Origin of the sequence: Luteitalea sp. (genome assembly GCA_009377605.1) — a bacterium.
GTDB lineage: Bacteria > Acidobacteriota > Vicinamibacteria > Vicinamibacterales > Vicinamibacteraceae > WHTT01.
This window is the reverse complement of record WHTT01000045.1, coordinates 289-22,684: the sequence shown is the minus strand read 5'-3', so window position 1 is coordinate 22,684 and position 22,396 is coordinate 289. Positions and strand designations below refer to the sequence as shown.

Annotated in this window: 16 protein-coding genes and 1 pseudogene (1 of these 17 cut by a window edge); 4 read left to right on the top strand and 13 right to left on the bottom strand. The window is 64.8% G+C overall.

The features are described 5' to 3' along the window. Positions 1-16: 16 nt before the first annotated feature. The gene (locus tag GEV06_15780) at positions 17-1,015 is read right to left on the bottom strand and encodes a gluconolaconase (GenBank protein MPZ19354.1); all 999 of its coding nucleotides are present in this window, start codon (positions 1,013-1,015) and stop codon (positions 17-19) included. Then, positions 1,012-1,545 (bottom strand): HNH endonuclease, encoded by a 534-nt coding sequence (locus GEV06_15775; protein MPZ19353.1) that lies wholly within the window; start codon positions 1,543-1,545, stop codon positions 1,012-1,014. Before GEV06_15775 ends, GEV06_15780 begins: the two co-directional genes overlap by 4 nt. Positions 1,546-1,707: 162 nt before the next feature. Between GEV06_15775 and GEV06_15770 the strand changes: the two genes are divergently transcribed. Beyond that, positions 1,708-2,223 carry a hypothetical protein gene (locus GEV06_15770; protein MPZ19352.1) on the top strand — a complete coding sequence of 172 codons (516 nt, stop codon included), beginning with the start codon at positions 1,708-1,710 and terminating at the stop codon, positions 2,221-2,223. 6 nt (positions 2,224-2,229) lie between these two features. On the opposite strand, the gene GEV06_15765 is transcribed toward GEV06_15770, so the two are convergent. From GEV06_15765 to GEV06_15755, 3 genes are all read right to left on the bottom strand, one after another. Then, positions 2,230-3,096 carry a hypothetical protein gene (locus GEV06_15765; GenBank protein MPZ19351.1) on the bottom strand — a complete coding sequence of 289 codons (867 nt, stop codon included), beginning with the start codon at positions 3,094-3,096 and terminating at the stop codon, positions 2,230-2,232. Positions 3,097-3,425: 329 nt separating this feature from the next. After that, complete coding sequence (locus tag GEV06_15760) at positions 3,426-6,371, bottom strand: TonB-dependent receptor plug domain-containing protein (GenBank protein ID MPZ19350.1); 2,946 nt, start codon at positions 6,369-6,371, stop codon at positions 3,426-3,428. A 284-nt stretch (positions 6,372-6,655) separates the two neighbouring features. Then, positions 6,656-7,570 (bottom strand): glycerophosphodiester phosphodiesterase, encoded by a 915-nt coding sequence (locus GEV06_15755; protein ID MPZ19349.1) that lies wholly within the window; start codon positions 7,568-7,570, stop codon positions 6,656-6,658. Between the two features lie 256 nt (positions 7,571-7,826). Here GEV06_15755 and GEV06_15750 point away from each other — a divergent pair, with 256 nt between their 5' ends. Together GEV06_15750 and GEV06_15745 are read left to right on the top strand one after the other, a co-directional pair. Continuing rightward, a complete protein-coding gene (locus GEV06_15750; GenBank protein MPZ19348.1) occupies positions 7,827-9,212 on the top strand; it encodes a SpoIIE family protein phosphatase in 1,386 nt (461 codons plus the stop codon). Positions 9,213-9,446: 234 nt separating this feature from the next. Next, the gene (locus GEV06_15745; protein ID MPZ19347.1) at positions 9,447-10,853 is read left to right on the top strand and encodes a hypothetical protein; all 1,407 of its coding nucleotides are present in this window, start codon (positions 9,447-9,449) and stop codon (positions 10,851-10,853) included. Between the two features lie 6 nt (positions 10,854-10,859). Here the strand turns inward: GEV06_15745 and GEV06_15740 are convergent, their stop codons facing one another. Further along, positions 10,860-12,341: a M48 family metalloprotease gene (locus tag GEV06_15740; protein MPZ19346.1), complete on the bottom strand. Its 1,482-nt coding sequence runs from the start codon at positions 12,339-12,341 to the stop codon at positions 10,860-10,862. Between the two features lie 88 nt (positions 12,342-12,429). Next, complete coding sequence (locus tag GEV06_15735; protein MPZ19345.1) at positions 12,430-14,145, bottom strand: amidohydrolase family protein; 1,716 nt, start codon at positions 14,143-14,145, stop codon at positions 12,430-12,432. A gap of 89 nt (positions 14,146-14,234) precedes the next feature. Between GEV06_15735 and GEV06_15730 the strand changes: the two genes are divergently transcribed. Continuing rightward, positions 14,235-15,944, top strand: coding sequence for an amidase (locus GEV06_15730; GenBank protein ID MPZ19344.1), 1,710 nt, complete (start codon positions 14,235-14,237; stop codon positions 15,942-15,944). Positions 15,945-15,999: 55 nt separating this feature from the next. On the opposite strand, the gene GEV06_15725 is transcribed toward GEV06_15730, so the two are convergent. The 6 genes and pseudogenes from GEV06_15725 to GEV06_15700 all read right to left on the bottom strand — a co-directional run. After that, positions 16,000-17,466, bottom strand: a complete 1,467-nt coding sequence (locus tag GEV06_15725; GenBank protein MPZ19343.1) for a hypothetical protein — start codon at positions 17,464-17,466, stop codon at positions 16,000-16,002. A gap of 266 nt (positions 17,467-17,732) precedes the next feature. Then, positions 17,733-17,930 (bottom strand): hypothetical protein, encoded by a 198-nt coding sequence (locus tag GEV06_15720; GenBank protein MPZ19342.1) that lies wholly within the window; start codon positions 17,928-17,930, stop codon positions 17,733-17,735. Beyond that, on the bottom strand, positions 17,908-18,768 hold the full coding sequence (locus GEV06_15715; GenBank protein ID MPZ19341.1) for a rhomboid family intramembrane serine protease: 861 nt from the start codon (positions 18,766-18,768) through the stop codon (positions 17,908-17,910). Before GEV06_15715 ends, GEV06_15720 begins: the two co-directional genes overlap by 23 nt. 145 nt (positions 18,769-18,913) lie before the next feature. Beyond that, positions 18,914-19,927 (bottom strand): ADP-glyceromanno-heptose 6-epimerase, encoded by a 1,014-nt coding sequence (gene rfaD, locus GEV06_15710; protein MPZ19340.1) that lies wholly within the window; start codon positions 19,925-19,927, stop codon positions 18,914-18,916. Positions 19,928-20,014: 87 nt separating this feature from the next. Beyond that, the gene (locus GEV06_15705) at positions 20,015-21,289 is read right to left on the bottom strand and encodes a 4Fe-4S dicluster domain-containing protein (GenBank protein ID MPZ19339.1); all 1,275 of its coding nucleotides are present in this window, start codon (positions 21,287-21,289) and stop codon (positions 20,015-20,017) included. A 22-nt stretch (positions 21,290-21,311) separates the two neighbouring features. Further along, positions 21,312-22,396, bottom strand: a pseudogene (locus tag GEV06_15700) (FAD-binding protein) (it continues 37 nt past the right edge of the window).

Below are 22,396 nucleotides of genomic sequence, written 5' to 3'. Positions count from 1 at the left end.
CAGTCCCGGTTTCTCGTTAGGCCTGGGCCCCGCCCGTAAGCCGGTACACCGTATCGTTGGTCGAAACGGCGAGGCCACCTTGGGGGTCGAATGCCATGCCGATGAGGTTCGGACCGGAGAGGAGCAGCTCGGCGGCGACGCCGGCACCATTGATGCCATGGAGCCGGTAGATACCGCTGCGGCCTGCGAGCGCCTCGGTAACGTAGAGCACGCCGCTCGAGTCGAAGGCTAGACCTTGCGGCCGGCCAAAGCCGTCGTAGAGGACATCGACATGTCCGTCACGGTCGATGCGGTACACGGGATCGCGCGATCCGGGCGTCGGTCCCGTGGCGGCGAGCGTGCCATCGGGCGCGACCGCGAGGTGAAACGCCGCAATGCTTGGTGGTAGCGTCGCGAATATCCGTGCCCGGCCACCCTCCTCGATGCGGAAGATCGTGCCCGTCCGGTCCCCGACGTACATGACGTTGCGCTCGTCGAACGCGAGACCGCACGCAATGCCGAGCTCCGACGCCGCCACCGTGAAGCCTCCCTCCTCGTTGATCCGATACACGGTGCCGTCGAAGCGGCTCGTGACGTGCAAGCGGCCGGCGCCGTCCACGGCGAGCGACGTCGGATTCGTGATCCCGATCACGAAGGGCTGGCGGCTGCCGTCGCGCATCACGCGAAATATCGAGACCGGCGCTGACTGGCCCCGACTTCCGCTGTACGTCACGTACAGCCATCCGCGGCGATCGAATACCGGATTGTCGACCTGGTGAATACCGCTGACAAACGGCGCCCCGATTTCCACGAGCTCCGCCTGATTCGCGTAGCCGTCGTGCGTGATGGGTTGCACGCCGCTAGCGGTACCCGGCGGCACTGTCACGATCAGGGTTGTCGGCGACGCGCGCTCGAGGCGTGCAAGGCGACCCGCGATCGAGACCGCCGGCAACCCGCCGCCGGCGAGCAACCGCTCGCCCTCGATCCGCAAGCGGCCCCCCTCGATGGCCATCGACGGCGTGACACGGCGGATCACGTATCGTCGAGCTCCACATGCCAGTAGAGGTAGTCTCGCCAGCTGTCCGGCGTCTGACGCAACCCAATGCTAATGCGCAAGGCCGGCGCGTGCGTCGGCCGCCGAGGCGGGCGGACGAGGTGCAGACCGGCCTGGGCCGGCGTGCGTCCCCCCTTCGCACGGTTGCACGACACACAAGAAGTGACGATGTTCTCCCACGTCTTGCGACCACCTTGAGCGACGGGGATGACGTGGTCGAAGGTGAGATCGACAGGCAGGAAGCGCCGGCCACAGTACTGGCAGGAGTACTCGTCACGCGCATAGATATTCGCGCGCGAGAACGGCACCTCGTCGAACTTGCGTTTCAGACGGATGTGACGCAGCAGGCGGATGACCGAGGGCAGCTTGATGCTGAAGCTGACCGACCGGACCTCGCGGTCATACACGGCGACGATCTCGACCTTCCCCTGAAACCAGAGGGTGATCGCCTTTTGCCAGTGGACGACCTTGAGGGGCTCATAGGTCGCGTTGAGAAGGAGCGTTTGCTCCATAGATGCCTGCTCGTCATTGATAGTGTCGTCGGACCAGCCTACGGCTGTCAAGCAGTGGGCAGGCGTAACACGCCTGCAAACAACGGGTTGAGCGGTCTAGACGCGCGGCCTTTAGGCCCCTCGCCCTCTGTCGATTATCATCATGTGGCCGATACGATTGTCGTGCGGACCTGCCGGCTAACCTCCATCGTGGGGCTCCTCATCCTGCTCGCTGCCTGCGCGGGTAAGGAGTACGAGCCCAGCCCATTTCCGGGCGCCCGCCGGGCGCCCAGCGCACCGGTCCCGTCGCCGGGCGGCACGGCCGTCGGCGCCACGGCCTTCGAGCGGGCGCGGACTCTGCTTGGCACGCCGTACCGGTCCGGCGGCGCGACGCCCGCCGGCTTCGATTGCAGTGGTCTCGTCTACTACGTCTTCGGCCAGACCGGGTCGGAGGTCCCCCGTACGGTGCGGGATCTCTTCAAGGAAAGCCTCAGCGTCGAGCGTGATGCGATTGCGGCCGGCGACCTGGTGTTCTTCCGCACGAACGGCCGCCGTATCTCACACGTCGGCATCGCCAACGGCAACGGCAGCTTTGTTCACGCTCCCACGTCGAGTGGAGTCGTGCGCATCGAACAGCTCTCGTCCATGTACTGGGCAGGTCGCTTCGCTGGTGCGCGACGGCTGCCATCGGCGCGATGAGCGGGCTTACGCGGCGCGTGACGCGTCGGACGCCGCCACGCGGCGGCAGCCAAGAACGGAGAATCTGCGTAAGGCGAGATCCGCGTCGGTGTATTGAGCGCGGCGCGCCGGTGCCTTGAGCGGCACCACATCGACTTGCGGCTCCAGAGGCTGTTGAGGCAGCACCTCGAGATAGCGCTGCGGGTAAGAGGTGCGGAAGGTCGTACCGACGATGGTGCCGTAACGTGCGGCGAGCTGGTCGAAGTCGCCACGCAGAAAGTGGTAGAGCTCGGGGTCCGGCCCCGAGGCGAGGTACGCTCGCACGAGCTGCGCGACGTTGTCGAGGAACGCCGGCGAGTGATAGCGGCATCCGCTGCCGTTGTTCATCAGTCGGAGGCCCGTGCCGGATGGGTCGATGTGATAGAGCTCGTGCACGATGGTGTCGAGCTTGGCGAGCCAATCGGGCGCGTCCGCGTAGAGCGCCTGCTTGCGTCGAGAGCAGCTCAACCGCTGATCGCAGAAGCGGGGCAACGCGAACGACAGCATGTACTGGACCGGGTGCCCGCCGATGATGACAGCCGGTGTCTTGGCGACGAACCAGACAGACCGGCGAAGCACACGCCCCGTCTCGACATCCTGCCAGAAGTAATAGCCGGGCTCGCTCTCCGGCAACGTCAGGCAGTGACAGGTCGCAATCGGGCCGTCTGCGCCCGTGCGCCCGACACGGGCAAACACCAAGAGGCGCGAGGCATCAATATGACCGAGCGCCGGCACACGAACAACGACATCGCCGATTAGGCGACGTAGACAATCCGTATAGTTGAGCATTGAACCGGCGGACTGGAAGCTCGAGCTCGGTCTGCGGGGTCCCCACCACGCAGCCGACGCTACCATGTCCTAATCCTCTCCAAGGGTACATCGTGCTCGACAGGAGTCAAGTCCAATTCCCATCGAGCTCGCACACTCGCTTAGCTATTGGACGCCAGCCACGGTGCTGGCGTTCCCAGAGACAAGTGTGCTCTTCCTCTTCTACAACGCTCGCCGCGCCCAGACCGAACAGGGAGGTTCGAGGTTCGAGGTTCGAGGTGCAAGGTATGGAGTCCAACGCTTGGGCTTCGGGTTTTGATGTGGCGTCTCGAGGCTCCCGTGCCTCTTAACGGGCCAGAGCCGTCTAGTGCCCTAGCGCTCCCCCACTTGAACCCCAAGCCTTGAACCTCGAACCTTTAGAAGGTCATTCGAAGGCCGAGCTGAATCTGCCGAGGATCGCCGAAGCCGCTCTGAACCGTTCCGTCGAAGTTGAAGACGAGGTTCGTGACTTCTGGGCGCCTGATGTTGCGGCTGTTGGTGAGGTTGAAGACCTCGAAGATCGGCTCCAGCATGATGCCGCGAGCGACCCGCAGTGGGCGCGTCACGCGAAGATCCAAGGTGAAGAACTCGTTGTCCTTCCGCTCCGTGTTGCGCTTGATGATCGACCCATCCGCTCGAATCCGATCTTCGGGTACGTCGCCCACCGACTGCGGCTGCGCGGATCGTGCCGACACACGAGTGTTGATCTCGACGCCGGCCACGACGGCCAACAGCCATGCGTTGAAGCGATGCCGCTGATCGCGGTCCGAATAGTTGTACTCGGCAGCGAGATTGTCCGCGCGCGCGTAGCGAAACGAAAATGGGTCGCGCTCATTGTCATCGTCCGACAGGTCGCGGGACAGCGTGTAGTTCCATTGAAACTGATAGCCGTTCGCGAACCGCTTCGTCATGCCAACCGTGAGCCCATCGTACTTCGACTTGGCGGAGCTCTCGACCGTGGTCAGCGCGGCGATGCCGTTGCTGTCGTCGGCACCCAGCCCCGTGCTCCACGGCGATCCCAACACCGGGTCGTTGCGATTGATGAAGCGCGTGACGTGCACGGTCTTCGCGTGCGTGAAGCTGACGAAGGCAGACAGATTGGTGAACAGCTCACGCTCGTAGCCGATGGTGGCCGAATACGTCCGCGGATTCTGGAAGTCCTCGTCGAAGACGAACACGTCCGGGTGATCCGGATTGGAGATCTCCGATGCAGGAATGAGATCTGGCCACGTGGGCGGCGTGATCCCGAACTGGTTGAGCGCGCTCGAACGGAACAGCGTCTGCCCCCGGCTCCCGTTGGTGGAGCGCGAGCTGGCGACCGACAGTCCCGGCACACGGGCGTAGAAGACGCCCGCGTTCGCCCGTACCACCTCCTTTCCACTCCCGCGGACGTCCCAGGAGATCCCGAGCCGCGGCTGCCACATCGCGGTATCCGAGGGGATCGTGCCGTCAGACGGAAACCCAGGCTGGCCGATGAACGGCGCGTAGAACACCTCGCTCGGCGGGGTGATTGGATCCGGTTGGAGCTGCGCTTCCCACCGCAGGCCGTACTGGACGGTGAGCGTCCGGGTGGGCTGCCAGGTGTCCTGTACGAAGACGGATGGCTCGATCTGAGGGATGTCCTGCGTGCCCGCGTCCTCGACCGACAGGCCCCCAACGCCCGCCTGTTGAAGGTAGGTGTCCAATGGGCCCGTGATGGCGGCGCCCGCGGGACAGGATCCGTCCCTGCTGGTCGACCCGTCGGAGCACTCGACGTAGCGCGGACCGAAGCGGACGTAGTTCAGAAAGCCGTCCGTGCTGGTGAAGATGTACCGACCATTCGCGAAGCCCAGGAAGGTTTGCACCGAGCTCACGCGGGTCAGCTCGCCGCCCGCTTTGATCGTGTGGCGGCCGAGAATCCACGAGAGGTTGTTGGTGAGCTGCAGGCGCGTGTCGTAGTACTCGACCGGAATGAAGAACGGCATCCCAAAGCGATAGCCGCGCGCGAAGTCGAACGCGGTGTCCGGAAACGGGCGGGACTGGCCCGCGACCGTTGGCCCTGGATACGGGCGGGGCCGATCCTCGCGCGCGAACTGGAACCGGAACTCGTTCAGCATCGACCCTGAGAGCGTCGACTGGAGAGCACCGGAGACGGCATGCGAAAAGTCGCGCTCGAGGCCGTTCGCGCTGCGGCCCCAGGAGTCCACGTCGAACGTTCCGTTCTCCTGGCGGCTCCACGTATAGGCGTAGCGCGTGGTCAGCAGGTTCGCAGCGTTGAGCTGATAATCGACCTTGCCGAGCAGTGCGCGGGCATCGTTGGTGCGCTCGATGGGACCGTTCTCGTCGGGACTCCCCAGCTCGGCGAACAGATCGACCACACGCGGCTCGATGCGCGCCGGATCGAGCTGCTTGGTTTGGCGAAATCGCTGCTCGTCATAGGCGAGGAAATAGAACAGCCGGTCGCGCTGCAGCGGACCGCCTACGGTCGCCCCGAACTGCTGCTGATCGAACGGAAACTCCTGTCCGGCGGAGTTGGCCGAGGCGATCTCGTCGAGCTTGGCAAAGAGATGCGCCGATCCGGTCACATCGTTGGTGCCGGACTTGGTCACGACCTGCACGAAGCCGCCACCGCTCCTGCCAAACTCCGGTGCGGCGCCATCTGCGACGACGACGATCTCGCGAATGGCATCCTGGTTGAACGTAAACGCTGGGCGCTGACCGCCACGCTGCTCGCCGAAGAAGGGGTTGTTGAAATCAGCCCCATCCACCGAGATGTTGTTGTTGATGCCCTTCTGGCCGTTGACGCTGATCTCGTCACCGTCCGGCCCCTGGACAATCGTGACGCCCGGCGTGAGCTGCATGAAGGCGAGAAAGTTTCGGCCGTTGTTCGGCAAGCTCCTCACGGCCTGCTGGTTGATGAGCGTGGCCTGCTCGGCACGGGTCGTCTCGATCAACGGCGGCTCACCGGTCACCTTGATGGCTTCCCGAACGGACGCCAACTGCAGCACGATCGGCACGTTGAGTGTCTGGCCGACGGCAAGCTCGACCGCTTCCTGCACATAGGTGCTGAAGCCATCGAGCGCGACCGTCAGCGTATACGTCCCCAGCGGCAGGAGCAGGCCGCGGAAGCGGCCATCGGCGTCGGTCGTGAGCTCACGGGTGAAGTTGGTGCCTGCGTTCAGCAAGACGACAGTGGCGCCCTCCAGACGGCCTCCCTGGGCGTCCGAGACCACGCCTTCGATGACACCCGTGGTGGCTTGCGACTGGGCGGCCGCGGGAGACATGAGCGCGGCACACAGGAAGAGCGGTACTGCGAAGACGAACCACTTGTGGGGCTGCAGCATGGTCCTCTCCTCGGTTCCGGCTACGGCGGGCAGGTATGCACAAGCATACAGGGGTCAAGGGATCAAGGGACCAAGGGGTCAAGGGGTCAAGGGATCAAGGGATGAAGAGAGGGTTGCTCGAGTGTCCGGGGCTTGGCTTTCGCGTACGTCAGAGGCCGAGAACCGCAACAGCACCGGGGATCCGAAGCCACCCTCCCTTGATCCCTTGATCCCTTGACCCCTTGATCCCTTGGTCCCTTGATCCCTTGGTCCCTTGACCCCTTGACCCCTTGACCCCTTTGCTCTTACCCCCCAGATCTTCCGAGATCTGGGTTGTCCGTGATGACGCCGTCGAGGCCCAGGATGGTCAACCCTCTCTGCATGGCGGCGCGAGCTGTCTCCTGCTCGGCCGTCGATTCGGCGCGGTACGTCCATGCGAACACGAACAGCCCGAGCTCGTGTGCGCGGCGCACGAGCACGGGGTCTTTGTCGAGGATGTCCTTGTTGGGACCGATACCGGTCGCAAAGCCAGAGACCTCTTTCAGGCCGGATGCGCTGGTCCAGCGAGGCGCGGCTGGAGGCGAGAAGAGCAGCACGCGCGGAACGTCTGGCAACAACTTCGCCAGCTCACGCACGCCACCCTCGTCGAACGACTGGACGATGATCGGCGGGCGGTCCTCGTCGCGCGGCGCACCGGCCAGATCGCGCGCGCGGAGCACGTCAGCCACGAGCGGCTCCATCGCTCGGCCCGCGGCACGCTGCTTGTCGGGCGACTTCAACTCGATGAGAAGGCCCGTGCGCGGCGTCACCGCATCAACCGCTCCTTCGAAGGTCGGAATGCGCTCGCCCGCAAAGCGCTGGTCGAACCACGAGCCCGCATCGAGGCGCCGCACCTCCTCGAGCGTGAAGTCCTTGACCGGCCAGCGCCGCTCATCGCTGCCCGCGTTGGCCGGCTGGCCGCGATCCGGAAAGAGGTCCTCGACGTTGGTCGTGCGCTCGAGCGTGTCGTCGTGCAAGACGACGAGATGCCCGTCGCGCGTGAAGGTGATGTCGATCTCCACGTAGTCCGCCTTCTGATCAGCCGCAAGACGAAAGGCGGCGAGCGTGTTCTCGGGCGCGTACGCAGAAGCACCACGGTGTGCAATCACCACCTTCGCGGGACGAGCCGCGGTGAGCGTGGTGGCAAGAAGGACCATCGAGATAGCAAGCGACTTGGTCATGGGATGTGTTGTCTGAGTCGCGACTACGGCTGACAGCCGTAGCGCAGGCCTTCCGCCTTCGCGTAAAGCTTCGGCGGACCGCCACGGCGGCCCGCGAGATGCGGGCCGCCAGCCAGCACTGGCTTGTCGGGTCCCGACGGGACCCGACGGTGGCGGAGGCGGTCAGGCCTACCAACCACAGAGCCGTACGATTCGCAGCCGGGACCATTCTACGACGGCTCCCGCACCGGCGGCCTGGCACATCTATACTCTCCGCATGACCGGCTTGCAGCTCACGGGGATTCTGATCGGTGCGACGATCCTTACTCTCGGGTCCGCGTCGGTGTTCACCGCCACGCTGTGGCTCTGGCGGGGCGCAACAACGCTCCTGACATTCGGCCTGTTCTGCGCACTCTATGGGGTGCGCCTGCTCGTAGGCGAGGATCCGGTTCGAGCAGCCCTTGGCATGACGGAGGTTCACGAAAGCTGGGTCAGCGCCGTCGTGACGTACGCGCTCAACGTGCCGTTCACGCTTTTTCTGCAGAGCGTCATCGGCCGCGGCTGGCGAGATTCGATTCGATGGGCCGTACTCATAATGACGGCCTTCGCGGTAGGCGCGATCGTCACGGAGCTCGTGTGGCAACAGCCTTTTGCGGCAACCAGGCTGAACAGTGCGCTCATACTGATCGCGTTGGCCCTCGCTATCGGAAACGTATGGTATGCATACCGAATCCGCGGGGTGCGCACTCTGCTGACGGATCCAATCGTATTGGCCGGAGGCGCGATATTCATCATCTTCATCGTCAATCAGAACCTGGGCCAAGTCGTGGTGCCGGGCACGAACGTCGAGTACATCGGGTGGCTCGTTTTCGTCGTCTGCATCGGATACGTGGTTGCGCGATCGGTGTTTCGTGAACAGGCAGAGCTCGCCAGCGTCCAGCGCGAGCTCGAAACGGCAAGGCGCATCCAGTTGTCTCTCCTGCCGCGGCAGCTCCCGACGCTTGCCGGCGTCGACGTCGCCGCCAGGTATGTGCCCGCCGCCGCTGTCGCCGGCGACATTTACGATGTCGTGACGATTGGCGAGTCCCGTCTCGGCGTCCTCGTCGCCGACGTTTCGGGACACGGCATTCCCGCCGCGCTGGTCGCATCCATGGTCAAGCTTGCGTTCTCCGTGCACGCGGACCGGGCGGACGATCCGGCGCAGGTGCTCACCTCCATGAATCACGTGCTCTGCCGGCATCTCGAACATTCATACGTGACGGCCGTCTACGCCGTGGTCGACATGGAGCGCCGGGCCGTCACCATCGCCAACGCAGGCCACCCCCCGGCACTGCTACACAGACGCGGCGCCGCCACGGTGGACGTTCAAGCGGAGCATGGATTGATGCTCGGCTTGTTCCCCGACGCGCAGTACACGAATGCTTCCGTCGATCACTTCGCGGCTGGGGATCGTCTGCTCCTCTATTCGGATGGCGTGTCCGAAGCGCGCGATCGCGCCGGGCAGTTCTTCGACGGCGAGCGCGTGGCCCAGTGGCTGCCACGCATCGAGCACACGGACGCCGAGCAATTCGCGGCGGCAGCACTCGGAGAGCTGACGCAATGGACCGGCGGCGCCGGCAGATTCGACGACGATGTAACGTTCGTGTTCATGGAAGCACGGTGAGGAACGCGGCTTCTTGAATATGGTATCGTCACAGGCGTACTAGCATCATGATGCGTGGCTCACACGAAGGCGTCCCGCCCCTGCGCCTGGAGAACGGAGTGTCGCGGTTGTGACGCGGACCGACCTGGACCGGGCGAACTTCGGCGTGATCACGAGCGCCGGCGGCTCATTCGCTGGACGGATCATTGGCGTTGACGGCGAGCGTGTCGTTCAGCTGTCGCTCGGAGTGCAGTTTTGAGGCGTGCGGCCTGGTCGACTGCCGCGGCGATGCTCGCGATTCTGGGAACCGCCGATGGACAGACGGCACCGCCAGTCAAGGAGGATGGATACCGCGGCATCTGGTACGCGAACCAACCCACGGGTGATCAGTATGGCTACAAGTACAGCGGTGGCATGGCGACCTACCCGCAACAGCATGCGCCTATTGCCATCTACGCTCCTGCAGCCGAGAAGACGTTCTTCGTCTATGGCGGCGCGGCCGACGACGACCAGCGGCTGCTGCACATGGTCAGCTACTACGATCACCGCACGGGCCGCGTCCCGCGTCCAACGCGACTGCTGGACAAGAACACCACCGACGCACATGACAACCCGACGTTGGCCATGGACGAGGAAGGCTATCTCTACGTTTTCTCCAACGCCCACGGCCCGGTGCGGCCGACCTACATCCATCGCAGCCGCCGGCCGTACTCGATCGACGCGTTCGACCGTTTGCCCGCGCCCTACTTCTCGTACTCGCAGCCGTGGCATCTCGCGGATGGCTTTCTGTTGCTGCATACGCGCTACGAGAGCGGGGGCCGCAGCCTGCACATCGTGACGAGCCCAGACGCGCGGAGCTGGACGAAGCCACGGCTCTTCGCCCGCATGCGCGAGGGCAGCTATCAGGTGAGTTGGAGCAACGGCCGCCGCGTCGCAACCGCGTTCGACCTGCATCCAGACGACGCCCGCGAGGCAGGGCTGAATCGCCGGACGAACTTGTATTACGCCGAGACCGCAGACGAGGGCTCGACCTGGCGAACGGCGGCCGGCGCGGCGCTCGATCTGCCGTTGCGATCGGCGCACAATCCCGCGCTGGTGCACGACTACCAGGCGGAACAGCGGCTCGTGTACTTGAAGGATGTGACATGGGACCAGGAAGGGGACCAGGATGGCTCGCCCGTGATCTTATTCCTGCTCGCGCGCGATCATCGGCCCGGGCCGGTTGGCGGTCCGCGGGAGTGGCAGACGGCACGGTGGGATCGGCGGGCGGCGACCTGGCAGATCCAGCCTGTGACGACCTCCGATCACAACTACGATCATGGGTCGTTGTACATCGAGCCGGGTGGGCGCTGGCGGCTCTTGGCCCCAACTGATCCAGGCGCCTACCCGGGGGGAACAGGTGGCGACCTCGTGCTGTGGGAGTCGCGCGATCGAGGCGCCACATGGTCTCGGATCAAGCGCCTCACTCACGGCAAGCGGAACCACTCCTACGCCCGCAGGCCGCTTCGCGCGCACCCGCAGTTCTGGGCGTTGTGGGCCGATGGCAACCCTCTCGAGCCGTCGGAGTCCGCGCTCTACTTCACGGACCGTGACGCCACGCACGTCTGGCGGTTGCCCATGCACATGAGCAGCGAGACCGCGAAGCCAGAGATCGTGTGGTGATACCGCTCATCCTTCTTCAACAATCTTGACGACCTCGCCGGCTCGGGGCCCCTCGCTCGCACTGGTGCCGTTCATGACGGCGAGCGTGGATGCGTTGACGATGCCATGGCCTGGCCCCTTGGCAATCGATTCCCAGGTGTCACCGGAACGCACGGTATGGAGACGCACGACGTTCGGACGGATGCGCTCCGCGTCGGCCTCGCTCATTGGCTCGAAGGACCGCGCAGTCTTGCGAAACGTCTCGCCCACGGTTTCGAAGGCGCTTGCCGGTGCGACGCCCAGCACGCGGAATACGCGGCTCGCGTGGCGGATATACGTCGCCAGCACACCCGCGTCCCCGACGTTCTGCAGCCGGCCCTGGAATGTGCCCTGTGCCGCGGATAGACCGTTGATCGTGGTGGATCCGCCAGCAACCGGCTTGAAGCCTGCACGGCGCATATCCTGCACGACGGCTTCCTCGAGGTTGCGTCCGGCCACCTTCTCCATGACATCGAGCTGCATCGCAGCGTTCCCGCCCTTTGGCTGCGCCACGACCAGTGTCGGGCTGTTCTGCACGGTCCAACCTTCAGGGAAGGTGACGCGAAATCTCAGCGAAGGATGAAGGAACTGCGTTCCTCGCACCACGCCCTCGCGCGGATTGTCACCATAGATCACGCCGTCCACGCGCTTCAGGAAGCCCTGGCGATCCGTCGTCCAGCGTCCCCCACCCTCGGCACCGAGCTTCTGAACCGTGTCCTGGATCCTTGCTACGCGGTCCTCCGGCTGAGGATGCGTCAGGAGCCAGTTGGGTGTGCCATCCTTGCCCTGTTCCTCTGAAACGCGGCCGAGCGTGTTCAGCATGCCAGGCACGCCCTGCGGATCCCATCCTTCATGTGACGCGTACGTCGCCCCGAGTTGATCTGCCTGCAACTCGTCGTCTCGGCCATGTCTCAGGAAAAGCAGGCCAAGGCTGGCCTCCGCGGCCTGGCCAAAGGGGCGCACCTCCGGCAGAAAGATGCTCGCGAGCGTCAGGCCCGCGCCTGCGCCCGTAGCCCGCGTGTACTGCTGCGCGGCATGACGCGCTGTGACGTGGCCGATCTCGTGCCCCAGCACGCCGGCCAGCTCCGCCTCGTCGTTCAAGTAGGCCAGGATGCCGCGGGTGATGTAGATGTAGCCGCCAGGGAGGGCGAACGCATTGATCGCGGGCGAGTCCACGACCGTGAAGTGCCACGGCAGATCCGGTCGCTCCGACGCCTTTGCCATGCGCAAGCCAATGGACTCGACGTACTTCTGCAGACTCTCATCGTCGTAGATGCCGAACTCGCGCTGGACCTGTGGGTCCATCTCTTGGCCAATCTGGATCTCTTGGGCCTCGCTCATCAGGTTGAACTCGCGCTCACCGGTGACCGGGTTCGTCGCGCACGCCACGAGCAAGGCCAGCATCGCAGTCGCCACGAGCACCGATACGCGTTCTCTGATCTGGTGCTGCACTGTTCGCATCGGAGACATGCGTCCTCCGGGATACCCCTCGAAACCAGTGTAAGCGGAAAAAGGAACCGGGTACCTTTTCGCTCCCGAAAAGGTACCCGGTTCCTTTTTACTCTCTCCGCCAGCGAACACGTCCGCCGAGAATCGTCAGGTCGACCTGCGCGGAACGGATCTCGTCGGCCGGGACGCGCATGATGTCCTTGGAGAGCACGACGATGTCGGCGAGCTTTCCGGTGGTGATCGAGCCCTTGATGTCCTCCTCGTACGCGGCGTGGGCGGCGTGCAGCGTGTAGGAGCGAAGCGCCTCCTCGCGCGTCATGCGCTGTCCCGGATAGAACGCCGTGCCGTCCTCCAACTCACGGGTCACCGACGCGTAGACGCTGGCAATCGGATCGATGTCCTCAACGGGCACGTCCGTGCCGTTGGCAATGACCACGCCGGAATCGAGGAGCGCACGCCACTGATAGGCGCCTGATCGAGCGCGCTCCGGTCCCAGACGTTCGAGCACCCAGGGCCCGTCGGAGGTCGCATGGATACCTTGCATGGCGGCGATGACGTCCAACTGCGCGAAGCGCGGGATGTCGGCAGGATCCAGGTGCTGCGCGTGCTCGATACGCCAGCGCAAGTCCTTCTTCTCTGGATTTGCCTGGAACGCCTCTTCGTAGATGTTGAGGACCTCGCGGTTGGCTCTGTCGCCAATCGCATGCGTGTTGAGCTGATATCCGTGCTGGACCGCGAGAGATGCCGTGCGCCGAATGTCGGCAGGATCCTCGAGTGTCAGCCCGGTGCTGTCTGGCATATCGAGGTACGGCTCGAGGAGCCATGCGCCGTGCGGCCCCAACGCGCCGTCGATCTGCCGCTTGATGGCTCTGACCGTGAGCATCTGATTGCCGTAGCCAATCACGCGATAACGCGGCAGCTTCTCCGCCATGCTGTCGTTGGTCTCATGGCGGACCATGACGTAGAGCCGGACCGGCAGCTTGCCCTCGTCTGCAAGCTTCTTGAAGAAGTCGATGGTGTCGAACGAGGCCCCTGCGTCATGGAACGACGTCACGCCCTTGGCGAGCGCTTCCTCCCCGGCAAGCGCGACCTGACGTCGCTGCTCCGCGTCGATGACGGAACGATCGCGGGCCGCCTGTACCTTCGCCATGGTCGCGCGCACAGGGCGCTGCGCCGTCTCGCGCAGGAGTCCGGTTGGCTGACCATCACGGTCTCGCACGATCTCTCCACCTGGCGGATTCTTCGTGCGCGCGGTAATGCCCGCCAGCCGGAGCGCCATCGCATTGGCGAACGCGGCGTGCCCGCTGGCGTGCCCCAACAAGACCGGGTTGTTGGGACTCACGCGCGACAGCTCACCGTGCAGCGGCACGCCATCGACGTTCGGCTCGGGAACATCGCGCCAGCGTTCCTGATGCCAGCCGCGCCCGGTGATCCATTCACCCGGCGAAGCCTCTCTCGCCGCTGCTGCCACCATTGTGACGATGTCGCTCCATGTGCGCGCCTTCGTGAGATCGAGGGTCATTCTTGCCTGACCGAGACCCATGAAATGCCCATGGCTCTCGATGAAGCCCGGGATCGCCAATCGGCCCCCGAGGTCGACGACCTCGGTGTCGGGGCCCACAAAGCGTGCGACCTCCTCGTTCGTTCCGACCGCGACGATCTTGTCTGCCGCCGTCGCAACCGCCTGCACCTCTGGCCTTGCCGGGTCCATCGTTTCAATCCGGCCGTTGCGGAGGACCAGGTCTGCTTCGGCGCTCGACGAGGCGGCGCTGCATCCTGACGCAAGCAACGCCGCAACGAGCCCTAGGAGCCGTGTGTGGGACATGTTCTTCTCACGTGGGTGCCCCTGGTCGAGCTTCTCCGGGCGGGACCGAGTATACTGCGCCCACCCTGCCCCTGTGGAGCCTATCAGTGATGCGATTCCGAGCTACCCTGTTTGGAGTACTCGTGGCCGTGACGATCGGCGCATGCTCACCGGCGTCAGAAACGGAGCGTAGTGGCGCCGCCGACGCGAAACCGTTCAGCGTCGTCGAAGCCACCATCCCCGAGATGCGTCAGGCGATGGAGGATGGCCGTGTGACGGCGCAAGCGCTCGTGATTCAGTACCTCACGCGCATCGCGCTCTACAACGACACGCTGAACGCCACGATCGCGGTGAACCCCAAGGCCCTCGAGCAGGCGGAGCTGGTGGATCGCGAGCGCGCCCAAGGGAAGGTGCGTGGCCCGCTGCACGGCATTCCCATCGCGCTCAAAGACATCATCCACACGACAAGCATGCCCACAACCGGCGGCGCGGTTGCCTTCGAACGCTTCACACCGCCCTACGACGCCACGCTCGCGAAACATCTCGAGGATGCGGGCGCCATCATCATCGCGAAGACTGTGCTGACGGAGCTCGCCAATTGGGTGGCCAGCGGGATGCCTGCCAACTATAGCGCGCTGGCCGGCTACGGCCTGAACCCCTACGACCCGCGCCGTGACCCACGAGAGGAGAGCGGCGACGGACGCCCTGCGCTCTCCACGGGAGGATCGAGCTCCGGTATCGGCACCGCCGCGAACTTCTGGGCGGCCAACGTCGGCACCGAGACATCCGGCTCCATCTTGAGCCCGTCGAACCAAACCATGCTCGTGGGAATCAAGCCCACCGTTGGGCGCATCAGCCGCTACGGCATCATCCCCATCACGGCAGACCAGGACACCGCAGGACCGATGGCCAAGACCGTCACCGACGCCGCCGTCCTACTCGGCGTGCTCGAGGGCGCGGCGCCCGATCCCAACGATCCGGCCACGAAGCGCTGCAGTCCGCCACCAGGCCGCGACTACACGCCATATCTGAAGCGGGAAGGGCTCGAGGGCGCGCGGATCGGGATCCCGCGCGCCTTCTACTATGACGAGGTCACGCCGCCTGGCGCGAAGGAGGCCCGGGGTGGGCTCAATCGGGAGCAAGCCGCAGTGATGGCCGACGCCATTGAGGTGCTGAAGCGTGAGGGCGCGCTCATCGTCGATCCCACCGACATCCCGAGCATCGTGGATCCGGATCCGAAGCGCAATTTCTTGAGGTGGGGAACGTGCTCAGGTGATGATCGCAAGGGGAACGACGCCAACTGCTCCTCCGTCTTCAAGTACGGCATGAAGCGCGACTTTAACAAGTGGCTCGCAACGCTCGGCACCGACGCGCCCGTGAAGACACTTACGGAGCTTCGGATCTTCAACCTCGAGCACTCGTCACGGGCGGCGATCAAATACGGCCAGGCGCAGCTCGACATCTCCGATGAGATGGACGTCGAGAAGGACCGCGCACGCTATGAATCGGATCGAGCCAAGGACCTCGCGCTCACGGGTACGCGCGGTATCGACGCGGCAATGAAAGCGCATCGCCTCGACGCGCTGCTCTTTCCTGCATCGCGTGGCGCCGCAATCGCCGCCAAGCCTGGCTATCCGACGGTCATCGTCCCGTTTGGCATGGTGCCCAACGCTCCCACGCCATCGTTTCCTACCGGCTTCGACGCCAAGCCCTCGCCGTTTGGTGTGAGCTTCACCGGCATGGCTTGCAGCGAGCCGCAGCTGATCGAGATCGCCTACGCGTTCGAGCAGGCCACGAAGCGTCGCCGGCCGCCAGCCTAGAAAAGGAACCGGGTACCTTTTCCGTCCCAAAAAGGTACCCGGTTCCTTTTTCTCCCTACGCAGTCTGGTACAGGTCGTCGAGCGTCCAGAGATAGACTTCATCCCTCGTGGCCTGGGCTGCACGGCGGAAGCGGTCCGTGAACCCACCAGCAGCAACGTACAAGAGAGGAGCAGTCGGTTTACGCGCATCACGCGCCCAACCAATCCCCGCTTCCGCGAGACGATCGAGCATGTTGAGATGCTTCGTGTGCACCTCCACATCCAGGGGCTTCCGATTCCACTTCACCGCTCCGGTCATGACCCGCCCATCCAGAAGGGAGCTGGCGATGTCCACCTCCAGCGGTTGTCGCTCGCGGTCACGCCCCTCCCAGCGTCCCCATTCCCGCACGAGGGGAAGGCCAAGGGGCTCGGCGAGGCGGTAGAACGCTTCTTCCGCGATGGCTTCGAAGATCAGTCCCATATATGTGTCCAGCGTTCGGACGATACGCTGCCGCCAGACGGCGGCCGGGCTCTGGGTGGCGAGCATGCTCTCGAATGGCGCAACGAGATCGTAGTAGAAGCGCATCGCAGGATCAGAGACACGATAGCGATACGGCTCCCTGGGCCCAGCCCCAAGATTGCGGCCCGACCGGACGTAGTCGAGCGCGATGAGACGGTCTATCTTCTCGCGGAGCGAGGAGTCTGCGGCGAGACCGGTACCCTGGGCAATCTCGTTGAAGTCGGTGCGTCCGGCACCGATCGCGCGAAGGATGGCGGCGTACTTCGGGATTTCACGGAGGCCCTGTTCCTGAAGGAGTGCCGTCTGGACCAGTTCGCGCACCTCGCCCGACGGCGCGAGCACGAGGTCCGTCACGTTCTTCGCCAACGAGCGGCTTGGATCGACGGGGGCCAGATAGCGGGGGACACCGCCGAAGATGCCGTATGCGCATGCCCGATCGCGGAGGTCCGTGAAGCCAGAGAGCTGCCCGGCGTACCAATAGTTGAAGGGGCGAAGCCGCGCTTGCCAGGCAACGCGACCGTAGAGCGGCGATCCGCCAGCGTTCAGGCTCTCGAGCGTCCTGACCGCGGATCCCGCAATGATGAATAACATCGGTCGAGCCGGGCGCCGCATCTCCCAGGCCGCATTGAGCTCGGAGGCCACCGCCTTGAGGTCTCTCGAGCTCTCCCCCAGGTACTGGAACTCGTCGATAGTGATGACGAGACGTTCGCGAGCGCGATGATCGAGCAGGAGCCGGAATACGCTCCGCCACGTTGGATAGTCCTCTGCATGAACGTTCTCACCAGACCAACTGGCGAACGCGTCGAGCAAGGCCTGGCGGTTCTGTGCGGGCGTAGTCTCGGAAGCCGTGAAATAGAAAGTCGAGATTCTCTCACCATTCCAGGCTCGACTCAGAAGGTACGTCTTCCCCACCCGACGCCGGCCGTACATCAGCACGAGCTGCGGTTCTTTTCTGGTGAGCAGCGCACGAAGCCGCTGGACCTCTTCCTCCCGGTCCATGATTGGGCCGTCGAGCTGGGCCACGAGGGCACCCTCCCCTACTATTACGGTCACGACCGTATACGGTCACGACCGTATATGGCCACGACCGTATACGGCCACGACCGTATACGGCCACGACCGTAATACTAGAGCATTGGGGGGCGGGCGCACAAGAGCGCCGAAAAAAGCTCCCGAGCCGGGTACCTTTCACTGCCGAAATGGTCCTCGGTCCCTTTTCTCAGGCGGCGGCTGTGATGAAGGCCGCCCTGGGATCCGTTGTCTGAGCGCCCACCCGCGTCGCCAGGGGGCTATCTGGCGAGGTGCGCCTTCAGGAATGCCCCGGTGTGCGATGCGGGGCAGGCGGCGATCTCCTCCGGCGTGCCGGTCGCGACGACCTCGCCGCCGCCGTGCCCACCGTCTGGCCCCAGGTCGATGACATGGTCGGCCGTCTTGATCACATCCAGGGCGTTCGCCGAACGCGCCCTACCTGCCGAGAACCTGCACACCGGTGATCACCGAGGCGAGGATTGCGAGGAGGGTGGTCACCAGCAGCCCAAGCGCGACCAGCACGTGCGTCACCCGCTCCGGTTCGAGCGGCTTCAGCATCTCGGCTATGACGTAGCCCCCGACGAAGCCGCCGGCGTGTGCGTAGTTGTCCACACCCGGCATGATCAAGCCGAAGATGAACAGCATGACGGCATACAGCTTGGCCTCACGGTGAATCATCGAGCTGCCCGTGCGGCGCCCGTAGCACATCAGCGCACCGAGGAGACCGAAGATGGAAGCGGAGGCGCCCACCGTGAACTGCGATCCAGCCAAGAACAGCGGCATGGCCGCCAGGTAATAGCCTGCCATGCTGCTCAAGAAGAACCCGCAGGCACCAGCCACCACGTAGATGATGATCATCCGTCCAGGGCCGAAGGCTTCGCCCGTGGCCGGCGCGAGCTGCCGTATCCACAGCACGTTGAACAAGATGTGTATCAAGCCGCCGTGCAGCCAGCCTGCGCTCAGCACCGTCCACCACGCGCCGCCATACACGACCGGCATGGCACCGCTCGCGCCAAGCAAGAAGAGCGCCTCGAGGCTCGGCGCGAGAAACGACATCATGCCGCCCATGCGGATGTTCGGGCCCGACAACAGCAAGCTGATCACGTAGAGCGCGACTGAAGCCCCAATCACCAGCGACGTGAAGCCCACGTCGCGGCCGAGATTTCGGACGAGCGGTGCGTAGCCCCAGAGCCCCGGATTTCTCTGACCGCAGGTATAGCAACGGGCGTCGTTCACGCCGACGAGCGAGCCGCAGGAAATGCAGACGACCGATCCGGCAGTTTGGCGCTTGAACATGAGGAGTGGTCAGTGTCGGTGTCGAGTATATCGGAGCGAGTGCCCTCGTTGCCCGACCTAAAGGTCGGGCTTACATCTGTCGGGCATACATTCGCAGACCTTGTAGGCCCGACCTTCAGGTCGGGCGCGCGGAAGGCGCACAGTGTCACGCCGGATGCATTGTCGTCTGGAGGAGCCATTCGCAATAACGTCCTACGCCCTGCTTGACGTCCGCGAAAGGCGCCGTATATCCGGCCGCACGTAGCCTGCCGATGTCTGCCTGCGTGAAGCACTGGTACGTCCCGCGCAAGCCGTCTGGAAACGAAATGTATTCAATCAGCCCATCCCGTACCAGTGCGTCGAGTGACATGGGCGGATCGCCCTCTGCGCGTCGCAGCGCGTTCACCACCGTCGCCGCGACGTCGTTGAACGGTCGCGCCACACCAGTGCCCACATTGAAGATGCCGGACAGCCCTGGACGATCCAGGAAATACAGATTGACGGCAACCACATCGTCGACCGAGACGAAATCGCGCATCTGTTGGCCAGGACCGAATCCCCCGTAGGCTGCAAACAGCTTGACCCTTCCCTCCGCCCGGAACTGGTTGAAGCTGTGAAACGCCACGGATGCCATCCGGCCCTTGTGTGCTTCACGAGGTCCGTACACGTTGAAGTAGCGCAGCCCGACGATCTGGCTGGCAGGCCTTCCCGATGCCTCCCGCAATACGTCGCGGATCACTTGATCGAACAGGTGCTTCGACTCACCGTACAGGTTGAGCGGACGCTCGTGCTCCACTGATTCGACAAACGTGTCGGAGCGGCCGTAAACGGCAGCAGACGAAGCATAGATCAGCGGGATACGTTGAGTCGTGCATGCCTCGAGCAACCGGCGACTATAGCCCAGGTTGTTGTCCATGACATAGCGCCGGTCGGTCTCCATCGTGTCCGAGCATGCGCCTTCGTGAAACAGGACCCGCACACCAGCGACGCGACCACGGACAAAGCGATCGACGAACTCCGCCTTGTCGAGATAATCGCTGATCCGACAGCCCGCCAGGTTCACTGGCGCTGGTCCACGAGCCGGATCATCGACGGCGATGATGTCGGTCTCGCCCCGCGCGTTCAGCGCCTTGACAAGGTTGCTGCCGATGAACCCGGCAGCTCCGGTCACGATCACCATGCCCTCTCTCGCCTTCCCCTTTGCTCCGTGCCCCGTGCCCCGTGCCCCGTGCCCTGGGCCGAATGCCTGCCCCGATCCCCGCCCTTACTAATCCTGACCCCTGACCCCCTGTGTGAGAGCTCGATCCACGATCTCGATTGTGTGATAGACAGGCAGGCGCGCGCCCAGCGCGGCCAGATGCGTGCGAAGCTGCATCACGCAGCCGATATTGCCGGTCGCGACCGCTTGCGCATCCGCCGCGAGAGCCCCCTTTGCCTTGCGCTGACCAAGCTCATGAGCGATCTCGGGTTGGTCGATGTTGTACGTCCCTGCCGAGCCACAACACATACCGGGCTCCGGCATCTTGACCAGCGTGAGATTGGGGATGCGGCCCAGCAGCGCGCGGGGAGCGGCGCTGACGCCCTGTGCGTTCACGAGATGGCAGGCATCATGATAGGCGACCCGCAGAGGCGCGGGCAGCGGGGGAAGGTCGCCAAGGTCAAGCTGTTCCAGGAAGACTGTCACATCGGTGACCTGGGAGGCCAGCCGCTCGGCGTCGCTCTCCTCGGCGAGGCCTTTGAACAAGAGACTGTACTCGTGCATCCCTGAACCGCAGCCCGCCGCGGTGGTGATGATCGCGTCGACGTCGGTCGGAAACGCACGCAAGTTCCGCCGTGCCAGGCGCCGCGCCTGGTCCGCCTCTCCCACGTGCATGGCGAGCGCGCCGCAGCAGCCTTGCTTCGGCGGCACGACCACCTCCACGCCTGCCCGCGCCAGAACGCGCAGTGCCGCCCACCCGATCTCGGGCGCCAGCACCTGCTGTGCACAGCCCGCCAGCAGAGCCACTCTCGCCCGGCGAGTGCCCTGCGCTGGATGCATCGACGGCAGCGGCTGTGCGGGTGGAAGCCGTTCCGGGACCATGTCGAGCATCGGCCGCAGACCACGAGGCACGATCGCGCGCAGCCAACCAGCAAACCGGCCCAGCCGCATGGCCTGCCGAAAGCGCCACGCGTACGGGAGCGTCCCCAGGACGAGCGCCCGGCGAAGCCGCTCGTTGACGCTTCGCGCGCGCTCGGGCTCGACGTGCGCGCGAAACGGCGTCAGCAAGTCTCCATAGGCGACGCCCGATGGGCAGGCGGGCACGCAGGCCAGGCACCCCAGACAGCGATCGACGTGCGGCACGACCTCGCTGAGCGCGACATCGCCCTCGAGGACGCCTTTCATCAGGAAGATGCGACCGCGCGGCGAGTCCATCTCCTCGCCGAGCACGCGATACGTCGGGCACGCTGGAAGACAAAACCCGCAGTGGACGCATGTGGCCACGGCGCGCGCCATGGCGTCTCCCTGCGGACCGAGCTGGCTTACATCGATACGGTGCAGCACAATCGGACCAGGTTATCCGAAGTCAGGACCCAGCATCCAACTCGACTGACCGCGGAGCGTTATCGCCGGGTCCGTCGGTGCCGCGCGCAAGGCCGGGCCGAGCAGTGAAGCGTCCATTGGGATCCAACGCTTGGCGCGCCCGCGCGAGGAACGGCTCGCCCGACCGTATGCCGAGCAGCACGTCACCTCGCGGCTCTCGCGCGTCAGTCCGATCCGCGATGACGAGCCCGGACAATCGGGACGCCTCGAGCACGGTATGCAGCGTGGTCAGCGAGCCTGGCCATCCGATCCATGCAACGTCCCCACCGGCGCCGTAGCGTCGCCCGGCGTCGTGCTTCGCCAGCGTCTCATCAAGGCTCGCAATGCATCCGGGCGTGACCGGGACCTTGACGAGTGCGACGCCGGCCGCCACCCAGGAGAGATCGCGGGCATCGCGCCAGAAGCTCTCCTCGACGACCCCGTGCAATCGCTCTGTGGCCCCCTTGACCTGCCGCTCCAACTGGTCGGCGCGGGCAGGCAGCGCCTCGGCGGCGCCAGCGAGCCGAATGTACAAAGAGCTGCCGCCGTCACCCAATGGAACGAGCTCGACGGCCGCCGGCTCGAACGGGGAGCGGCGAAGTCCATCCAGAGCCATCAAGCCATCTGCCAACGTCGAGTAGGAGGCCACAACCGTGCCGTATGCCTCCGGTCCCGGGAAGACCTTGAACGTGAGATCGACCAGGATGCCGAGCACGCCACAGGTGCCAATCAAGAGATGGTGCAAGTAGAAGCCGGCGGCGTTCTTGACCACCTTGCCCCCACTGCGGACGATCTGCCCTTCGCCATCGACAAAGCGCGCGCCGAGCAGAAAGTCTCGGACCCCACCGTACCGATAGCGGAGCGGCCCACTGAGGCCGGACGCAACCGTCCCACCCAACGTGGCGCCGCGCCTGCCGAAGGGCGGATCGAACGGCATGTACTGTCCATGCTGGGCGAGGAGCGCCTCGATCTCAGAGACGGGCGTGGCAGCACCCGCGGTGAACGTGCATTCCTGCGGCTGGTACTCGAGCACGCCCGCCAGCGCCGAGACGTCGACGCTTGCCGTCTGGCCGTCTGGCGTCGAGAGCG

Coding starts and splice junctions, on each gene's coding strand:
- GEV06_15760 (MPZ19350.1), bottom strand. CDS start 6,371: ATGCTGCAGCCCCACAAGTGGTTCGTCTTCGCAGTACCGCTCTTCCTG.
- GEV06_15750 (MPZ19348.1), top strand. CDS start 7,827: ATGACCGGCTTGCAGCTCACGGGGATTCTGATCGGTGCGACGATCCTT.
- GEV06_15765 (MPZ19351.1), bottom strand. CDS start 3,096: ATGGTAGCGTCGGCTGCGTGGTGGGGACCCCGCAGACCGAGCTCGAGC.
- GEV06_15730 (MPZ19344.1), top strand. CDS start 14,235: ATGCGATTCCGAGCTACCCTGTTTGGAGTACTCGTGGCCGTGACGATC.
- rfaD (MPZ19340.1), bottom strand. CDS start 19,927: ATGGTGATCGTGACCGGAGCTGCCGGGTTCATCGGCAGCAACCTTGTC.
- GEV06_15775 (MPZ19353.1), bottom strand. CDS start 1,545: ATGGAGCAAACGCTCCTTCTCAACGCGACCTATGAGCCCCTCAAGGTC.
- GEV06_15735 (MPZ19345.1), bottom strand. CDS start 14,145: ATGTCCCACACACGGCTCCTAGGGCTCGTTGCGGCGTTGCTTGCGTCA.
- GEV06_15755 (MPZ19349.1), bottom strand. CDS start 7,570: ATGACCAAGTCGCTTGCTATCTCGATGGTCCTTCTTGCCACCACGCTC.
- GEV06_15715 (MPZ19341.1), bottom strand. CDS start 18,768: ATGTTCAAGCGCCAAACTGCCGGATCGGTCGTCTGCATTTCCTGCGGC.
- GEV06_15740 (MPZ19346.1), bottom strand. CDS start 12,341: ATGTCTCCGATGCGAACAGTGCAGCACCAGATCAGAGAACGCGTATCG.